The sequence below is a fragment of the Maribacter luteocoastalis genome (assembly GCF_048890225.1).
Classification (GTDB): domain Bacteria; phylum Bacteroidota; class Bacteroidia; order Flavobacteriales; family Flavobacteriaceae; genus Maribacter; species Maribacter luteocoastalis.
Genome location: NZ_JBMFZG010000001.1, coordinates 558478 through 577133, shown reverse-complemented (window position 1 = coordinate 577133; position 18656 = coordinate 558478). Strand labels below are relative to the sequence as shown.

The following is an 18656-nucleotide window of genomic DNA, read 5'->3' as shown; positions in this document are numbered from 1 at the left end:
TTATTTAAAAAGATCTGGTTGAAAAATTATTTATTATTACTTACAGTATTGCTGATTTCCTGCAATAGGGATAAGACAAATAAGCCTAATACCTTTATAGAAAAAGATAGTCCAAGTTATTATTTCCTTAAATCTCAGGACATGAAACTTGAAGCAACTGATAGGTTGAAAGCTGTAAATAAGGCAATTGAAATGACAGGAGGATTAGATTCTCACGGATTTTCAGGTCAATTGGCATATCATAAAAATTGGCTGCACTTTTCTTCGGGGCAAAATGATAGTCTTATTTTTTATCATCACAAAGTTTTCGAAGGTCCATCCAAAAATATTGATTACTATTATTTAGGACAAGAGTATTATTTGATGGGCTATTACTTTTCAGAAGTAGTTCGTAATTCAGAAGAAGCATTCCGAAATTATACACTTTCAAAAGGGTATTTTCAAAAAATTAGAGATAGCAGTTGGGTTGGAAGAAACCTTTTGAATATGGGCACCATTCAAAAAGATAAAAGTGATTTTTTTGGAAGCAAAGAGACCCTTACTGATGCCTTAAAGTATTTAAATTCCAGAAATGATAAAACCTATATGGTTCAGTGCTACAATCTTTTGGCGACGAATCATAGGAAACTTTTAAATTTTGATGATGCTTTGACATTTTATAATAAAGCAATTAAATTAACTGATTCACCAACTGATAAGTTTATCTATCAAAATAACTTAGCAGCAACCTATATTGATAACCATCAATTAAAAATGGCTATAAATCTATTGGATTCTATATCTAGTATTCCAATACCTGTAAGTAACCAAAAAGAATACGCAAGAGTTTTGGACAATCTTGCCTATTCAAAATGGCTTTCTGGCAATAAAATAAAGGAGAATGAATTTCAAAAACCTTTGCAAATAAGAATTCAAAATAATGATAAAAGAGGCCAAATTGCAAGCTATACCCATCTAGGAGAATTCCATAGTGAGACCAATCCAGGGAAAGCAACCTCCTATTTTGATTCGGTGATTATACTTTCCAAAACTTTGAAAATACCAAGAGCTGAAAAGGACGCCTTAAAGTTCTTAATGGAATTGGAACCTACAAATGTTCAACTACGCGACCGCTATGTTTTTTTACAGGATAGTCTTTATAAGCAAGAGCTAAAAGTTAAGACGCAGTTTGCCAAATATAAATACGACGACAAACTTAAACAGGAATCCATTCTCCGTTTGGAAAAAGACAACGCCGAAAAAGAGTTGGAAGCCAATCAAGAACGAACTCAAAAGATTTTATATCTAGGAGGTTTTATCTTTACCACTACCATTCTTGGGCTTTCCCTCTTTGGTTTTAGACAACGTACCAAACGATTAAAGCAACAAGGTATGGCTAAAACGCTAGAAGCTATTCAAGAAACTGAAGCGGAACTTTCCCGAAAGTTACATGATGACCACGGCGGAAAATTGAACCAGCTAATGTCTCTCATACAAATTGATGCAGATAAAGAAATAATTTTAGATAAAACAGAAGAACTTTACAACCATACCCGTGATTTTTCTAGAACCTTGAACTCGGTAGATACAGGTCCAGATTTTTGGAACATTCTTAAAGCCACTTTAGAATTTGCAAAACCAGCAGAGGTTGAAATGATGTTTAACGGGGGCAAAGAATTAAATTGGTCAACGGTAAGTGATCAGTCAAAAACCATTCTTTTTAAGGTACTGCAAGAACTGATTATCAATATGGCAAGGCATAGTAAGGCACAACAAACCGTAATCATCTTTAAAGAACATAACAAAATACTCAATGTGTACTACGAAGATGATGGGGTGGGTGCATCAAAAGAATCCCTATTCAGAAAAAATGGACTTCAGAATACAGAAAAGCGTATTCAAGCCATAGGCGGAAGCATTATTTTTGATTCAGAAGAAGGGAAAGGGTTTCGGGCAGAAATCCATATTCCCAAGTAATTAAGTACATCATGTTCAAAAAAATACTATTGGCTGAAGATTTTCAAGGAGAAAACTATGGCATTGTTGAAACCCTAAAAGAAAAATTAGCCATTGAAGAATTGCAAAACGAATTGTATTGCGATAAGGCTTTTACGCGATTAAAAGTAGCCCTAAGGAATAATGATGCGTACGAGTTATTGATAACCGATTTGTTTTTTGAACAAGATCATGTAGACCGAAATCTGACTTCTGGTTTTGAACTAATTAAAGCTGCAAGAACCTTGCAGCCTAGTTTAAAGATTATTGTGCACTCTATGGAAAACAATCCCATACAAATCAATACGCTTTTTAAGGAGCAAAAAATTAACGGCTATGTATGCAAGGGCCGTAACGGTATGGTGGAGTTGGTCAATGCCATTAACGAAGTGTATCATAATAGAACCTATGTGTCCCCGCAGCTAAATTTGAACGTTCCCCACAATGTGGTAGAATTGGATGATTTTGACCGTGCTATATTAAAAGAACTCGCTAACGGCCTTACAAAAAAAGAGGTGTCTGAAAAGTTTAAAAAAGAGAAGATTACCCCTAACAGTGAAAGCACGATTGATAAAAGAATAAGCAGGCTTTATGATGAGTATGAGGCTAAGAATACTACAAATCTACTTTTTAAACTTGCTAAGGAGGGTAGAATTTAACTCCTAATATATTTTATAGATTCGAAGATTTTTAAACAAAATACAATCCCTTACAGATATCTGTAAGGGATTGTATTTTAATGGGGTTAGGTTTGATGAGTATTAATTTAAAGAAAAATTATTATGGCTGTAAAAAACACAGAAACAGGAGAAGTACACTTAGGGTCTAAAGGTAGCGACACCGGATGCGGGCTAGACACATCAGCTAGTCATTGGGTAAGTTCGACAGGGGCAATCACCTGCGATAGATACGGATGTAAAAACTAGTTAAATAAAATGAACAGGATAATCCATGAGTTATTGGAATACTAATCCAATGGTATTACGATTCAATTAAAGATTAAAACAATGAAGATAAAAGCAATAAAACCTGGGCCTAAGCCTAATAAGGATAATGGAACTCCTGATAAGAGAAGGCGAGTAAGGCCAGAAAATAAACCTAAACATCCAAAATTAAAACCTCACAAGCACAAACCTGGTGATTAGAAAATTCAATTAAAAACAAATGATATTAAATTATTTGATGTCTTAATGTCGGATACTATCAATTCTTAACTTATGGATTCTAGTAATTTACCTTTACTAATCTTCTTCTTGTCACTTTCTTTAATTGTTTTGATATTTTTTCTAATAAGAGGGGTGATTCTTTGGTACTTTAAAATTGATAGAAGAATAGACTTAATGAATGAAAGCAACAATTTAATTAGAGAGCTTTTAGATTTTCTGAAAAATGATTCATCAAGAAATGCCTGAATTTAAATAATGCAACTCCAAAACCAACTAAAAGCCCTAGCCGAAAAAATTGGCAAGCTTAAAGAAAAAATAGATACGGAAGAATCTACCAAGCACGCCTTTGTATTGCCTTTCATTAATATTCTAGGATACGATACGTTTAACCCCACCGAGGTGGTGCCAGAGTTTACGGCAGACATTGGCCTTAAAAAAGGGGAAAAGGTAGATTACGCTATATTCCAAAATGAGCAGCCAATTATTATTATAGAATGCAAAAACTGGAAGGAAAAGTTGAATACCCATAACTCGCAACTGTTCCGGTATTTCCATACCACCAAAACGAGATTTGCACTCTTGACGAACGGTGTAGACTACCAATTTTATACAGATTTAGAAGCGACCAATAAAATGGACGAAAAGCCTTTTCTAGAGTTTACTGTCACAGCGTTAAAGGAGAATACAGTTCACGAAATTGCAAAGTTCCATAAATCAAATTTTGATGTGGACAAAATTGTGGACAATGCCAGTTCTTTAAAATATACGAAGGAAATTAAAAAATTGATAGCGCAAGAACTACTAACGCCCTCTCATAATTTCGTAAAACTATTTGCAAACGAAGTATATACAGGCCGACTTACTGAAAAGGTAATGGGGGAATTTACTGATTTGGTAGGCAAGGCCTTTACCCTAACCATTAGCGATAAGGTAAGCGACCGTCTTAATGCGGCGCTCAACAAAGAAGTCGAAAATCAAAAAGAAGAACATCAAGAACCAGAAGAAGTAAGTAAAATCGAAACTACAAAAGAAGAATTGGAAGGTTTTAGAATTGTAGTTGCCATTTTACGAAGAAAACTACCGGTTAGCCGTATTGTTCATAGAGATACACAGTCTTATTTCGGAATCCTCCTAGATGACAATAATAGAAAACCGCTTTGCAGACTTCACTTTAATGGCACAACAAAATATTTAGGCTTGATCAATAAAGATAAGAATGAAATCAGGCAGGCTTTAAATGCCTTGGAGGATATCTACCAATTTGAAAACGAGCTATTACAAACTGTAGATTATTATGAGAAGGAGTAGGTTACCAACTACTATTTACTATAGCTATTTTTTATCTAATTAAAACCTAAGAGAAATACCATGAATAATTTTAACAGGATCAAACAATCGCTATTGCTGCTAATAGCAGTGACATGTGTCATTCCAAAAGACACAAATGCCCAAGACAATGGGGCTGCCATAGCCGCGGGAGTAGGTGCTTTAGTAGCTATTGGAGCAGGTGTTGCAGCTGTAGAGCAAATGAAGGAAAGGGCAGAATTGACTGCTACGCAATGGCTGTTGGCAAACAATCCAGATATGACTAGTTTTTCTTTAAAAACATTGGATTTTAACGGTAAAAAATTAAAGGATATATCCGATGCTTCAGTGATTACCTTTAAAATTCAAGAATTTCTCCCCATGGATAATCCAGAATTAAATGGGAAAAAGCAAGTGTTGCTAGGATTTACCAGCCAAGGATGGATAAACGAATACGGCATTGACTTTAATAAAGTAAAATGGTTTTTACTGGATCAAGAGGAATGGACAAAAATGATGGTTTCTTATGTACGGGTTGCTTCGGGAGAATGGGCAAATTCAAGCGTTGAAGAGATCTTGGTTAGAGGAAAAATCGTGAATAATGGAGTTAAGGTAAAAGGTAGACTCGAAATCCCCTTTTATAAAATGTCTGGAGATATGTACGTGGTTGCGGATTATTCCAATGAAATGAAATTCATATATAATGAACGCTCTTTGGGTATTTTTTTAAAGGAAACCAATGACCTTGTTCAGATAAAACGAGGCAGCTTAATTGAGTTGCATGAATTCTTTTTTGAGGAGTGAAATTTCGATTTTAAAAAAGGATATGAAAGCTTAACCAATTTTTCTAACGAGTGGCATAATGAAAATATCATTACTCTTATTTATAACTGCGATTTTTTCTATTTCAAATAAAGAGCTAGAAACCAATGTCTACATCTGCAAAGGAAAAGGAAGTAAAAAATACCATTATTTAAAATCATGTAGGGGCTTGTCCAATTGCTCAACAAACGCATCTGAGTTAACCTTATCTAAAGCTAAAGAAATGGGCAGAACTCTTTGTGGTTGGGAGGATTAATCTTTGAATCTAATTCATAAAAAAGAACAGTTAATTAGTTGTTCTTTTTTTAGGCTTTACGGATATCTGTAAAGAATTGAAAAATAATGGGTTTAGGTTTGAAAAGCTAAAAATCTAATCTTGAAATAATGGGATACAGAAGAGGATATTATAAAAAAGATGGCACGTATGTTCAAGGTCATTTTGTAAGTAAAAATCACGGAGGAAAAAGACGAAAGATTACCAATAAGAAAGGATGTTTGGGAGTTTTTCTATTGTTATTGGTTACTGTTTTTATTTTCTCCTGTGAAACTGAATCTACTTGCCAGTCTAAAAATTGTGCAGATTTTGCCAATCAAGCAGAAGCCCAAGCCGCTTTTGAAGGGGATAAAAGTTGTTTTTCAAATTTAGATAGAGACAATGATAACATAGCCTGTGAAAATGGTAATTACTAAAATATGGAGAAACTAAATATATCAGTAGGGTTAAAGAGCCATTTTCTTAGGCTATATCAAATGGCATTTGCAGACGATAATTTTGACGTGCTAGAATTAAAAATGCTTTACAAGTTCGCAGAGGAAAGGGGGCTTAGTAAAGATCAGTTAAATGAAATTCTATTAAACCCTTCCCAAGAGTCTTTTGTTCCGGATTCTTTAGAAGAGAAAATAGAGTACTTGTATGACTTAGCGCTTATGATTTGGGCTGACGGAATTGTCACTGAAGACGAAACCAATACCTTAAAAAAATACTGTTTAAAATTTCAATTTCTAGAAGAAAACATTGACGATATCTGTGAATTTCTTCTTGAAAATGCAAAAGTGAAAATTTCTTTAAAAGAACTAATAGCCAAAATGCAAGACTAATATGGGATCTCTAAAAAATATATTCTCTATTAAAAAAAGTGCTCCACAGGAAGTTGAAAAACCTATGGAGGAAGATGTTAAAAAAATAAAACTTTCATTTTTTGAAAGTGGTTATGGATCTTCTAAACAGGCTGAAGGGAATCACATGATATTCAAGGCTTGTTTACAAGATGTCTATATGGATTACAAGGGTAAATGTAGGGAAGATGAAAAGCTCCAGATAGAATTAAAGGAACCCTATGTACAAGAACAAAGTAAGTATGAAATAGAACTAAAGAAAAGGAAAACGGTAAAAGCCATTATTGAGGAGGGTATATCCAGCTTGGAAGAAAAAATTAGGACCTTTAAGAACGAAATAGCTGATGTAAAGCATAATCCAGAAAAATATGTGGAAGATGCGGACAAAAAACCTAAAGCACAATTTTATCTCGGTCTAATTGTGCTCATCCCTATCACATTTTATTTGCTAGTTTTTTATATATCGGCTTCTTATTCTGCTTTTTTTAAAACCTTCGATACCGAACAATTGACCAATGCGATTTTTGATGCCAATGCCTTGACCAAGGCAATTGATGACGGTTGGTTAGAAGGTGTTTTTGTAGCAACGATTCCCTTTGCATTTATGGGTCTGGGATATTTGATACACATGTTTCAAAAACATAAGAATTGGCTATCCTATGTGAAGATAGCAACCTTATTTATGGTCACTTTTATTTTCGATGCCATACTGGCCTATCAAATTGAAAAGAAGATTTATGACATTGAGAAAACCCTCAATTCGCCTGATTTTAATGTACAGATAGCTTTTACAAAAGCTGAGTTTTGGGGAATCATTTTTGCTGGTTTTGTGGTTTATATCATCTGGGGTTTGGTGTTCGATTTTATTATGAAGGAATATGACAACTTCGACAAAATCAAAACTTTTATTAAATCTAAGCGCGAAGAGATTAAAAACTATGAACAAGAAATTACAGAACAAACTGAAAAGCTTGGGCCTATTAAAGAGGAAATTTCAGGTATAGAAGGAAAAATAAGTGACCTGCAAAGGACTATTGATGGTTTTGTGTTCTCCAACAAACAGTACCTCACTTATCATGCTGAATATGTAAAGGGGTGGTTTCTGGCAATAGCGGACAATTTTGATTCTTTAAAAAGGCGAGATCAATTATTGTCTCAGTGCACTGTTGAGGAAAAAAAGCATTTAGAGGAGCATGATATTGCCGATGAAAGTTATGAAGGTCGTTTGTATAAACTAATTAATTAAAAAAGATGAAAAAGTTTACGCAGTATTTTTTAGCCTTGGCATTTTTAAGTTTTACACTTTTATCATGTAAAGAAGAGCCAAAGACAGCCGAATTAATTCATGAACATGATTTTCCTAAGGTTGCTGTAAATTCCAATTTGAATATAAGTATCCTTTTGGATTTGTCTGATAGAATAAGCCCTGAGAAATACCCTTCTCCCGCAATGGAGTTTTATCAAAGGGATATTGGCTATTTAAAGGCTGTTGCAGAGAATTTTGAGTCGCATATCATGAATAAACGATTGATAAAAATAGATGATAAAATTCGGGTATTCATTGATCCAGAACCTTCTGATAAAAACCTAAACCAAAAACTGGAGGCTCTTAAGATTTCTTTTGACAAGAGTACTGTTTCTAAGGAAGCTATCTTAGCTACCTGTAAAAAATATGATAGTATTTCTACACTTATATATGAAGCTGCCATAAAAGATGACCACTATGTAGGCTCAGATACGTGGCGCTTTTTTAAGAACAAGGTAAATGATTATTGCATTGAAGAGGGCTATAGAAATATTCTAGTTGTTTTAACAGATGGCTACATCTACCATAAGGATACCAAGATGAAGGAAGGAAATAAAACCACCTATTTAACACCACAGGATGTTAAACAATTAGGTTTTAATAAACCAGGTTGGAAAGAAAAATTTGAACAGCAAGATTTTGGTTTTGTGGCTACCAATACTAACTTGAACAATCTTGAAGTATTAGTTTTGGGTGTTAATCCAGATGATAAGAATCCTTACGAAGAAGATGTCATTAGAGCCTATTGGACCAAGTGGCTAACGGATATGAATGTAAAAAACTTTGAGATAAAACAAGCGGACTTACCTTCAAATATGAAGAAGGTAATTCAGGATTTTGTTTTGAAAAAGGGATGATTGTAGCAAATGTGCAATTAATAAAAATCACTCATTTTAAGATTATTTAATTAAAATAGAAATTTATGGGAATTAAAAAAGGTCCAAAAAGAATAGCTAAATCAACAGGTAAGCCAGACCGTAGACAGAGAGATAATAAAAAAACACCAGGGAATACACCGTCTTTAAAACCTCATGAACATAAGAAAGGTGATTGATTATACTTTTTTTGAATTTAAGGATTATGGACATCCGGATTGGTGGAGGAATAATGTCTTTACCTATTTTGAATTGCTTTCAGTTCTTATATTTATAGGATGATTCACAGGATTGGAGAAGTTTCTACCATACTACGTTCAGTTGTGAATTGCTTTCAGTTCTTATATTTATAGGATGATTCACAGGTCTATAGCTAAGCGAATGAACTCCTTACCGGTTGTGAATTGCTTTCAGTTCTTATATTTATAGGATGATTCACAGGTCGACCAACCTCATATACTCTATATTTCCAGTTGTGAATTGCTTTCAGTTCTTATATTTATAGGATGATTCACAGGATATTCCCATCAAAAGGAAAAACCAATATGGTTGTGAATTGCTTTCAGTTCTTATATTTATAGGATGATTCACAGGCACGGTGGCATTTAATCCATCACATAGATAGTTGTGAATTGCTTTCAGTTCTTATATTTATAGGATGATTCACAGGATACTTACCGTTCGCCAACACCACCGTGGAGTTGTGAATTGCTTTCAGTTCTTATATTTATAGGATGATTCACAGGTAGTTATATTTTTTAGTTTTTTGAGGATAGTTGTGAATTGCTTTCAGTTCTTATATTTATAGGATGATTCACAGGTACGATTTAAAATTTCCGAGTCCCCGGAGAGTTGTGAATTGCTTTCAGTTCTTATATTTATAGGATGATTCACAGGTATTCCTGTAAGGCTAGAGAAAGCACCGTCGTTGTGAATTGCTTTCAGTTCTTATATTTATAGGATGATTCACAGGTTCCTATATTTATTTCATTATATGCCATACGTTGTGAATTGCTTTCAGTTCTTATATTTATAGGATGATTCACAGGATTTTTGAAAAGGAACTCTAGCTTCTTGTAGTTTTGAATTGCTTTCAGTTCTTATATTTATAGGATGATTCACAGGATTTCATAGAAGTTTGAAACCTCCTTTATGGTTGTGAATTGCTTTCAGTTCTTATATTTATAGGATGATTCACAGGTGGTGCTTCATAGTATAGTAAAGAGCCAACGTTGTGAATTGCTTTCAGTTCTTATATTTATAGGATGATTCACAGGTAAGTAGAATTTGCAGGCGGTACGGTTACAGTTGTGAATTGCTTTCAGTTCTTATATTTATAGGATGATTCACAGGAGGGACGATGAGCCTTATCCGAGCGGTTTGTTGTGAATTGCTTTCAGTTCTTATATTTATAGGATGATTCACAGGCTGCTTACGGAGACACGCAATACACTACTGGTTGTGAATTGCTTTCAGTTCTTATATTTATAGGATGATTCACAGGATGACATTAAAAAACATTTGTTCCAATGGTGTTGTGAATTGCTTTCAGTTCTTATATTTATAGGATGATTCACAGGCAGAATTAGCTAGGATAAACGGTTGGATAAGTTGTGAATTGCTTTCAGTTCTTATATTTATAGGATGATTCACAGGATAAGCCATTTCGCTAGGCTCTATTGCTCAGTTGTGAATTGCTTTCAGTTCTTATATTTATAGGATGATTCACAGGATGTGTTTATGATGGCTAGTTAATAGCTTAGTTGTGAATTGCTTTCAGTTCTTATATTTATAGGATGATTCACAGGTGGTGCCAAGTTTGGCAAAAGTGAAGCCAAGTTGTGAATTGCTTTCAGTTCTTATATTTATAGGATGATTCACAGGATTATCTGCATAGCTTATAACCCCACTATAGTTGTGAATTGCTTTCAGTTCTTATATTTATAGGATGATTCACAGGGGAAAAGATAAAAGAGGGATTTAACCTAGCGTTGTGAATTGCTTTCAGTTCTTATATTTATAGGATGATTCACAGGATGTAGAATTTGAGCTTTCGTCAGATGTTCGTTGTGAATTGCTTTCAGTTCTTATATTTATAGGATGATTCACAGGGAAGTCATAACACATATACGAGAAATAATAGTTGTGAATTGCTTTCAGTTCTTATATTTATAGGATGATTCACAGGTTATATTTCTGTAGACAAGAAATAAGCTCCGTTGTGAATTGCTTTCAGTTCTTATATTTATAGGATGATTCACAGGTGCGAAAAACAATCCTTTTGAATGGATGGGTTGTGAATTGCTTTCAGTTCTTATATTTATAGGATGATTCACAGGTACGCCTGATCCAGTTGTAGCTCCAAGTGGGTTGTGAATTGCTTTCAGTTCTTATATTTATAGGATGATTCACAGGGTTTTGGCCCGGTTGATACCGGAAGTGCCGGTTGTGAATTGCTTTCAGTTCTTATATTTATAGGATGATTCACAGGAAAGAGCGTATTAATAGTGTATCCCTTCAGTTGTGAATTGCTTTCAGTTCTTATATTTATAGGATGATTCACAGGTCCAGCACCACAAATAAATTACCATTAGGGGTTGTGAATTGCTTTCAGTTCTTATATTTATAGGATGATTCACAGGTATACCTTTTTATATGCGCTGCATTAGCGAGTTGTGAATTGCTTTCAGTTCTTATATTTATAGGATGATTCACAGGATGATCGGGATTTAGGGCTTTTAAGCCAGTGTTGTGAATTGCTTTCAGTTCTTATATTTATAGGATGATTCACAGGGATATACAACGAACAGGATTAGCAAGCGCGTTGTGAATTGCTTTCAGTTCTTATATTTATAGGATGATTCACAGGTGAAAACAGATTTACCTTTATATTCCAGTAGTTGTGAATTGCTTTCAGTTCTTATATTTATAGGATGATTCACAGGGCCACTTTGCCGTATCATAACTCGGGTTGGGTTGTGAATTGCTTTCAGTTCTTATATTTATAGGATGATTCACAGGGACTTTATCGGCTTGTATTTCATCCTCAAAGTTGTGAATTGCTTTCAGTTCTTATATTTATAGGATGATTCACAGGCAGCCCTACTAATTCTGTACAAATGGATAGTTGTGAATTGCTTTCAGTTCTTATATTTATAGGATGATTCACAGGAGAAGAAACCCGATCCTATTGTATTGAATAGTTGTGAATTGCTTTCAGTTCTTATATTTATAGGATGATTCACAGGCAGGCTCATCATACCCCTTTCAAGGGAGTGGTTGTGAATTGCTTTCAGTTCTTATATTTATAGGATGATTCACAGGATATTTACACAGATATGATAACAGCGATGAGTTGTGAATTGCTTTCAGTTCTTATATTTATAGGATGATTCACAGGAAAGCTAATTGACAATGCTACTGCTTCTTAGTTGTGAATTGCTTTCAGTTCTTATATTTATAGGATGATTCACAGGATCTTGTTTTTTTCTCGTTTAGTTATCATAGTTGTGAATTGCTTTCAGTTCTTATATTTATAGGATGATTCACAGGAGGATTCAGTAAAGGTTATTATGGCTTAAGGTTGTGAATTGCTTTCAGTTCTTATATTTATAGGATGATTCACAGGCACTTGGAATTAAGTAAGGTCTTAAATCTAGTTGTGAATTGCTTTCAGTTCTTATATTTATAGGATGATTCACAGGAAATAAAGATTGCTTTGGTTTTCTGTGAGGGTTGTGAATTGCTTTCAGTTCTTATATTTATAGGATGATTCACAGGGTAAGGTAAAATTGGGCGGAAGGGTTCCTGGTTGTGAATTGCTTTCAGTTCTTATATTTATAGGATGATTCACAGGAAGTTACAGGACAGGAAAACAAGCAGACGAGTTGTGAATTGCTTTCAGTTCTTATATTTATAGGATGATTCACAGGAACAAAATAAGGATTGGTTGGTCTCCACTGGTTGTGAATTGCTTTCAGTTCTTATATTTATAGGATGATTCACAGGGAAAAAACCCGACCCTATTGTGTTGAATAGTTGTGAATTGCTTTCAGTTCTTATATTTATAGGATGATTCACAGGCAGAACCGGCCGACCTCTACAATGAAGACGGTTGTGAATTGCTTTCAGTTCTTATATTTATAGGATGATTCACAGGCAGGTAACGTCTCGGGTATAGTGAGTAGCAGTTGTGAATTGCTTTCAGTTCTTATATTTATAGGATGATTCACAGGCCACATCTTTTAAATACGACACCATAGGCGGTTGTGAATTGCTTTCAGTTCTTATATTTATAGGATGATTCACAGGGGACGATAACGGGGTACTTCAAATCTATCAGTTGTGAATTGCTTTCAGTTCTTATATTTATAGGATGATTCACAGGATACCCGCCATAATGAGCTGGTATCCTGTTTTTTAGGTCTATTTTTAGGATTTAAAAAATTAGGACTAAAAAAGTGTCTCGACTGCGCTCGACCTGACAATTTAATTTCTAGGGTTTTTAAAAAAGTTCAAGTTGCTGTGAAGGTGTCTCGGGTTCTACTTCTTTTTGACCGTGAAAGAGTTCCATCATTCCAAATTGTTTATCAGTGATTTGCATAATGCAAATTTTTCCTTTTTTAGGAAGTGCATTTTTAGTGCGTCTGATGTGTACATTGGAGTTTTCCCGGCTGGCACAAAACCGCATATAAATACTATACTGAAACATGGCAAAACCATCATCGAGTAAATTTTTTCTAAAACGGGCAGCCACTTTACGCTCGGTACGTGTTTCGGTTGGTAAATCAAAAAAGACAAGTACCCACATAGAGCGGTATTGATTAAGTCTTAAAAAATTGTTTTTTTGCATCATTCATCCAATCTGATACCGGTATATTCAGGAAATAAAATCTTGCGATTTGTCCCTAGAAAACAGTCATAAAGACTGCTTGTGGTGCGGCTTACGGCATTCATAAGTGGGCTCCACTTCCCATCTATATACACGTCTAAGGCAGGAATGAGCAAGAGTTCTGTCTTTAGTTTTTTAGAAAGCTCTTCTATAGGGCAGCCGGTTTCTAGAATATCATACACCACAGCATCTACATAAATGCGATACGGCTCCATAATATCATCTGCCAGACAAAATGCATTGTATTTATTGCGGTGAAAAATTCCTATCGATGGTAACATTCCACTACTCACTAAAGCACGTGCTACAACAGCTCTTAAAATGGCATAGCCATAATTGAGTAGGTTATTGGGCGGTACACCTTTCTGGTTGCGACTAAAGCCTTCTACTTCACTAAAGAGGTTTTGAAAATAATGAGCAGCAGCAACGGCTTCTAAGTTTCCGGTATCACCACTTTTCACATCGGTACTCCAACGCTTCATCTTCAAGACATTATTTCCTCTAGATTCCAGATGTAGTGCTTGATTGTAAATTTTTGCACTTACGGTTTGTTGCCAAAGATTTTTTTTGAGCGGAAGGCTGGCATTGAGCTGATACCGCATCCGTTCGGTTTGCTCTGTATGACCTACCATGGGTTGCAATAAGGAGCAGGGCAGGTGTTGTTTGTCACACGTAATCACAGCGGTTTTGTTTTGAACCAGTTTCATTAGTAGCCCGGTAGTAATCGTGATTTGTGGGTCTTCTAGTACCACATAGCCTAAGTCTTCGATTGGAATAGCAGCTTCCTCTTTTTCTTCATTTGGGAAGTTCACTACCAGTTGCTCATTGCGGGTGCTGAGGTAGGCGGGATTGCCAAAAAAGAGGGTGCGTTTTATCATAATTTAATATTTAAAATTAATCTTTCCGTCTAGATTCATTTCAAAATCTTTTTCTTCGACAGCAAAATTCCAATTACCTGCGGTAAGTCTCATTAGCGGCTGCTCATCAAAACTTCCATATTCAGAAGCTTCCTTATATCCTTTTGGTAAATTTTTTAATATTTCGGTGTTTGCTCCAGAGATTAAATGGTGCTTAAACTTTATTTTATTTGAATCACCTTCAAATTGATATATCTTATACATTCTATCAGAAAGTTCCTTCTCGTTGAGGTCTTTTAATTCTTCTAAGTTTTCTTTGTAGAAAATGGCTTTTTGACCGGATTTTAAAACTGCGCACAAAGGCAGTTCTGTTTTTTTCTTTTGGATTGAATTAAAATGTGGGATTTTATAAAAATATTTTTCATTTTCAATATCCAATTTGGCTAAATCAAAAATCCCAATAATATTAATAGCTCTCTCTTCTTTACCTTTTACTTCTCCTTTATAAAACAAACAAAATACATTTTCCCCGTTCTGCGCATAGGTGGTTTGCTTATATTCTTTATCTGAAACAAAATCGTGGTCGTGAGGTCTTACGGCAGTAGAATGCTTTAATCTTTCAAAACATCGTATATGCCTTATTTTATTTACTTTCTCTCCTTTTTTGTTGAGCATATAAATACCTTTTTCTAAGGAATTTTTAAAGCTTTCAGATTTATCGACCTGGGTTTTTATCATTTCAAATAAAGCCCGGTCTACAATAATCTTATCTATTTCATTCAGGTTTTTAAATCCTGGGGAAGCGGAATCTTTGGCATAGGACAAGGGTTTTCTAATAACGAGTTTGATTTCATCTTCTAAAATCATTTTCTTGTCATCGTCAAATATTATTTTATTATCCTCATCACGCTTAGCTTGTTTTATGGCACCGTATAACGATTCGCCGTGTAATTGTCCTCGAATGGTATCACCCTTTGCCCACATGGGATTGCCATTTTCTTTTTTCACTATTTTTCCACGTTTCCTTACTTTTTTAAAAGTAGGGGTGAGGGTACGTTGTTCTTTTAGGTTATTTATGAGTGTTTCTTCTTCAATTTGTTTAATGTAGTAAGTCTTAAAGTCTTTCCAGTCTATAGGTTGCTCATGATAAGTTCTTGCGATGCCATTATCTTTAGCCAGATTATATTCTTTTAAAATCTGGTCGCGCTCTGCTGGTTTTGGTATCAAGGTTAAAATGGCAGCATCAACAGCGTGATGACTATGTTTGGTGCGGTCTTTTTTATTTCCAAACAATTTTACATTGTAAATTTCTTTAAAATCATTGACCACATTGCCTTTCTGGACTTCTACACGATTAAAAACGGTTTTAAGATAGGGAACAGCATATTTCGTCATTATTTGAGTATCTCTTAATTGACTGTTTCGCCAACTTGCTTTATATTCTTCAATAGTAAAGGTTTGCAGCTTTTGTTTTAAGTAATCCAGTTTGAATTTTAATAGATGACGTTGTTGGATTTTATAATCTTTGGTATCTTTAGAGTCTATGTAACTTAAGTTTTTTAAGCCGTCCAATTGTTTTTCTAAATCAGTTATTTTTGACCATTTTTCAACGATTATTTCTTTTTCGATTCCTCTTTTTTTGATTTTCTTTTTATAAGCGGTGCGTTTGCCAAAAAGACTTTCAATATTTTTTACAATAGGCTCGATACGCTGACCATTAAATGTGGAAGTATCTTTAAAGTTGTCTAACTGCGTGGGGTATTTCTTCCCTTTAATGTGATTATTGAAGTCTTTATTTGCCAGAGTTAAGTTTTTCAATTCACTATCAAAGCTAATACTGGCGGGTATGGTGTGTTCAATATCATAGTATTCTCCATTAAGCACATCGCACATATTGATTATTTTTCCGGTATACAAGCATTTGCGGTCTTGCTCTTCCCAAAGTCTTATTTTACGTATAAGTGATTTGTCGTTTACGTCAAAACTGGTATTACATTCTTTATTTATTTCTTCAATACGGTTTTTATAAGACTCATTTTCCCTTTCTCGTTCGTTTTGCCATTTCACTAGCGCTTTTCTATAATTAGCGTTGTTTAGCTCTCGTGCAATTTCTACGACAATTCGGGTGTGGTTATCAATTTGTTGGGTCTGTAGTAAAAAGTTTAGTAGGTGTTTTAGCTTATGGAGGGTTTTAAGTGCCATTGGATTTTTGAACCCTTTACTAATGGGTTCTGGATCACCTAATAATTTTAGGGAAATACCGTCAGCCTCTGCATCTGGGTTTTTATGTAAAAAACGACCTAGTTCAGCTTCTTTTACAAAAAAGGTTTTGCCTCTAAGGTTAATTTCCTGATTGGTTGATGCATTAGGATATTTTTCCTGTTCTGAAGGATGCCACAGGTGTTTTATATTTTTGTCAGGAACTTGTTCCGGATAATGTTCCTGTAAATATTTAAATATCTGGTCGTGAATACGGGGTTGTTCTATAAAGCTTCCTTTTTTTGCATGAAATGGCTTTTGCAGGAACTTTTTATACTCTTTTTTTATAAAATCAACGTATTGCTTTTGGATGTTTTCATCGGTTTCGTTCCAGGTTTTTTCTCCAAAGCTTTCAATTATTTTTTGATGAACTAAATTGAGGTCTGTATCATCTAAATCTTCATTTTCAGCTAAATGATAATCGCCATCTGAAACAAGTTCTGCTCGAAAAAGACTGTTTAGTATATTGTTTAACTTTTTCTCTATAGCGGCTTTTTTATAAACAGTATCTATTTCGGAGGCAAAATGATTGACGAACTCCGTTGAAACTTCGTGTGTTCCTAGCACCTTTTGAAGATTTGCCATATAAACAGCCTTTGGGTATAAGAAACCTTTCTGAAGATATGGCAGTATTTTTTTTATAGCGGAAAGGCTTAAGGTAGCATAACCTTGTTGTAGTTTTATCTTTGAGAATCTTGCAGAATCTTCTTCGGATAGGCCTAATTTAGTTGATGCAAGTTCTTTAAGCTTTTCTTCATTGTCAAAGGTGAACAGTATGTGCCAAATATCCTCAACGGTATATGCTTCATCTTGCTTTCTTGAAGGTTTTGCTTCCCGTACAAAAGAAGCATTCCAATTAAAATCTTCTTTCCAACTCTCGCCTAGAACGTCTTCGAGCTTTTTAAGTAATTTAGCTGATAATACTTTTGTGTCTGGTCGTTCAGCAAATTTTGAATTTACTTTTGCCCCGTCTTTATGAATACGGTCAAGTATTGATTTAAGCTTGAAATCTGCTCCACTTTTTAGAAATAGGGGATAGATTTTTTCTTTAAGATACGTTACTAATTCCTCTCCTTCCGGAGCTTCAATTTTTAGGTTGTTAATGAAGATCCAAGCGCGGTATTCCTCATATAGGTGATGGCTTATGGGGGCTCTTCTTTTATTTTTTTCGTAAGTACATAAACCTATTAATCCTTTTTGTGTTCGTAAAGGCCGTTGCCAGATGATGGCTTTATGCAGTTTCTTGTAATCTGCATCACTTAGGTCTTGTACCCGGCAAATTTCTTTTAGTTCATTTTCATAATCTTTCCTTAGGTTGTAGCGTTGGCGAATACGGATTTTTTCATAGTTTTTGGAATGCTCTTTTTGATAATGGTAGAGTGCTGCACCTAAGCTTTTATAAGTATCTATATATCCTGAAATTTCATCCCGTCCCTTTGTAGTACCATCTTTTGAACCTTTAAGCATTGTTTTTGCCTCTTCTTCATCGCGCCCTTTAAAACCACGCCTTTGCACTAAATGATAAAATACTCTTCCTAAAATTTCTGGGTTTTCCTGAAATATTTTTTTATCTTTTTCCACCTCACTTACGGCTTTTGCTCTAAAAAGGTAATAACTCTCGTGTTTATTTCCTCCAAACAGGTGAAAATCGGGTTTGCTATCGCCATTAAAATCAAACCGAAGCCAGTTCAGAAATTCTTCGGTTTGTGGATATTGTCGTTTGTCTTTCTTAAAATATTTGCGCCACTGATTGAGTTCGTCGATACTTAATGGGCACATTTTATTTTGAATGAGAAACTCTAATAATTCCCATTTTCTATATTTTTCAGCTTGGTAATTTCTACGTTTCCCACGGCTTTCGGTACGCTTCTTTACCTTAGGGAATTCAATTCCTTTTTCTTCTCCTACACCTTTCTCAAAAATCAGCACTCCATTTTTAATGATTTGATTGTCAATTTCTGTGGTATCCCTAACGGCCCAGCCAATAGAGTTCGTGCCAAGGTCAATTCCTAAGGTTAAGTTGCTCATAATTATTTTTTATTTATATTTACAGTCTGAAAGCAATTCATAATAAGGCTATAAGCC

At 34.7% G+C, this 18656-nt stretch carries 14 protein-coding genes and 1 CRISPR repeat array; of the genes, 11 read left to right on the top strand and 3 right to left on the bottom strand.

Going from position 1 to position 18656, the window contains the following annotated elements:
- The first annotated feature begins 18 nt into the window (after positions 1-18).
- The 11 genes from ACOCEA_RS02450 to ACOCEA_RS02400 all read left to right on the top strand — a co-directional run bounded on the left by ACOCEA_RS02450 (position 19) and on the right by ACOCEA_RS02400 (position 8743).
- Complete coding sequence (locus tag ACOCEA_RS02450) at positions 19-1956, top strand: tetratricopeptide repeat-containing sensor histidine kinase (protein WP_420754605.1); 1938 nt, start codon at positions 19-21, stop codon at positions 1954-1956.
- 11 nt (positions 1957-1967) lie between these two features.
- Positions 1968-2633, top strand: a complete 666-nt coding sequence (locus ACOCEA_RS02445; protein ID WP_420754604.1) for a response regulator — start codon at positions 1968-1970, stop codon at positions 2631-2633.
- Between the two features lie 348 nt (positions 2634-2981).
- The gene (locus tag ACOCEA_RS02440) at positions 2982-3119 is read left to right on the top strand and encodes a hypothetical protein (protein ID WP_420754603.1); all 138 of its coding nucleotides are present in this window, start codon (positions 2982-2984) and stop codon (positions 3117-3119) included.
- 276 nt (positions 3120-3395) lie between these two features.
- Complete coding sequence (locus ACOCEA_RS02435) at positions 3396-4448, top strand: type I restriction endonuclease (protein ID WP_420754602.1); 1053 nt, start codon at positions 3396-3398, stop codon at positions 4446-4448.
- Positions 4449-4508: 60 nt separating this feature from the next.
- A complete protein-coding gene (locus ACOCEA_RS02430) occupies positions 4509-5249 on the top strand; it encodes a hypothetical protein (RefSeq protein ID WP_420754601.1) in 741 nt (246 codons plus the stop codon).
- Between the two features lie 58 nt (positions 5250-5307).
- Complete coding sequence (locus ACOCEA_RS02425) at positions 5308-5523, top strand: hypothetical protein (protein WP_420754600.1); 216 nt, start codon at positions 5308-5310, stop codon at positions 5521-5523.
- Positions 5524-5651: 128 nt separating this feature from the next.
- Complete coding sequence (locus ACOCEA_RS02420) at positions 5652-5957, top strand: excalibur calcium-binding domain-containing protein (RefSeq protein ID WP_420754599.1); 306 nt, start codon at positions 5652-5654, stop codon at positions 5955-5957.
- A 3-nt stretch (positions 5958-5960) separates the two neighbouring features.
- A complete protein-coding gene (locus ACOCEA_RS02415; protein ID WP_420754598.1) occupies positions 5961-6365 on the top strand; it encodes a hypothetical protein in 405 nt (134 codons plus the stop codon).
- A 1-nt stretch (position 6366) separates the two neighbouring features.
- Complete coding sequence (locus tag ACOCEA_RS02410; RefSeq protein WP_420754597.1) at positions 6367-7629, top strand: ABC transporter permease; 1263 nt, start codon at positions 6367-6369, stop codon at positions 7627-7629.
- 5 nt (positions 7630-7634) lie between these two features.
- Entirely contained in the window at positions 7635-8546 is a 912-nt protein-coding gene (locus tag ACOCEA_RS02405; RefSeq protein ID WP_420754596.1) for a hypothetical protein, read from the top strand.
- A 65-nt stretch (positions 8547-8611) separates the two neighbouring features.
- On the top strand, positions 8612-8743 hold the full coding sequence (locus ACOCEA_RS02400) for a hypothetical protein (RefSeq protein ID WP_420754595.1): 132 nt from the start codon (positions 8612-8614) through the stop codon (positions 8741-8743).
- Between the two features lie 65 nt (positions 8744-8808).
- Positions 8809-12951: direct repeats of the CRISPR family, unit length 46 nt; unit sequence GTTGTGAATTGCTTTCAGTTCTTATATTTATAGGATGATTCACAGG.
- Positions 12952-13068: 117 nt separating this feature from the next.
- Here ACOCEA_RS02400 and cas2 read toward each other — a convergent pair.
- The 3 genes from cas2 to cas9 are packed head-to-tail and all read right to left on the bottom strand — an operon-like array spanning position 13069 to position 18599.
- A complete protein-coding gene (gene cas2 / locus ACOCEA_RS02395) occupies positions 13069-13416 on the bottom strand; it encodes a CRISPR-associated endonuclease Cas2 (RefSeq protein WP_420755028.1) in 348 nt (115 codons plus the stop codon).
- Positions 13416-14333 carry a type II CRISPR-associated endonuclease Cas1 gene (gene cas1 / locus ACOCEA_RS02390; RefSeq protein WP_420754594.1) on the bottom strand — a complete coding sequence of 306 codons (918 nt, stop codon included), beginning with the start codon at positions 14331-14333 and terminating at the stop codon, positions 13416-13418. The genes cas2 and cas1 overlap by 1 nt, the downstream gene beginning before the upstream one ends.
- Before the next feature lie 3 nt (positions 14334-14336).
- Entirely contained in the window at positions 14337-18599 is a 4263-nt protein-coding gene (cas9, locus tag ACOCEA_RS02385; RefSeq protein WP_420754593.1) for a type II CRISPR RNA-guided endonuclease Cas9, read from the bottom strand.
- Between the last annotated feature and the right edge of the window lie 57 nt (positions 18600-18656).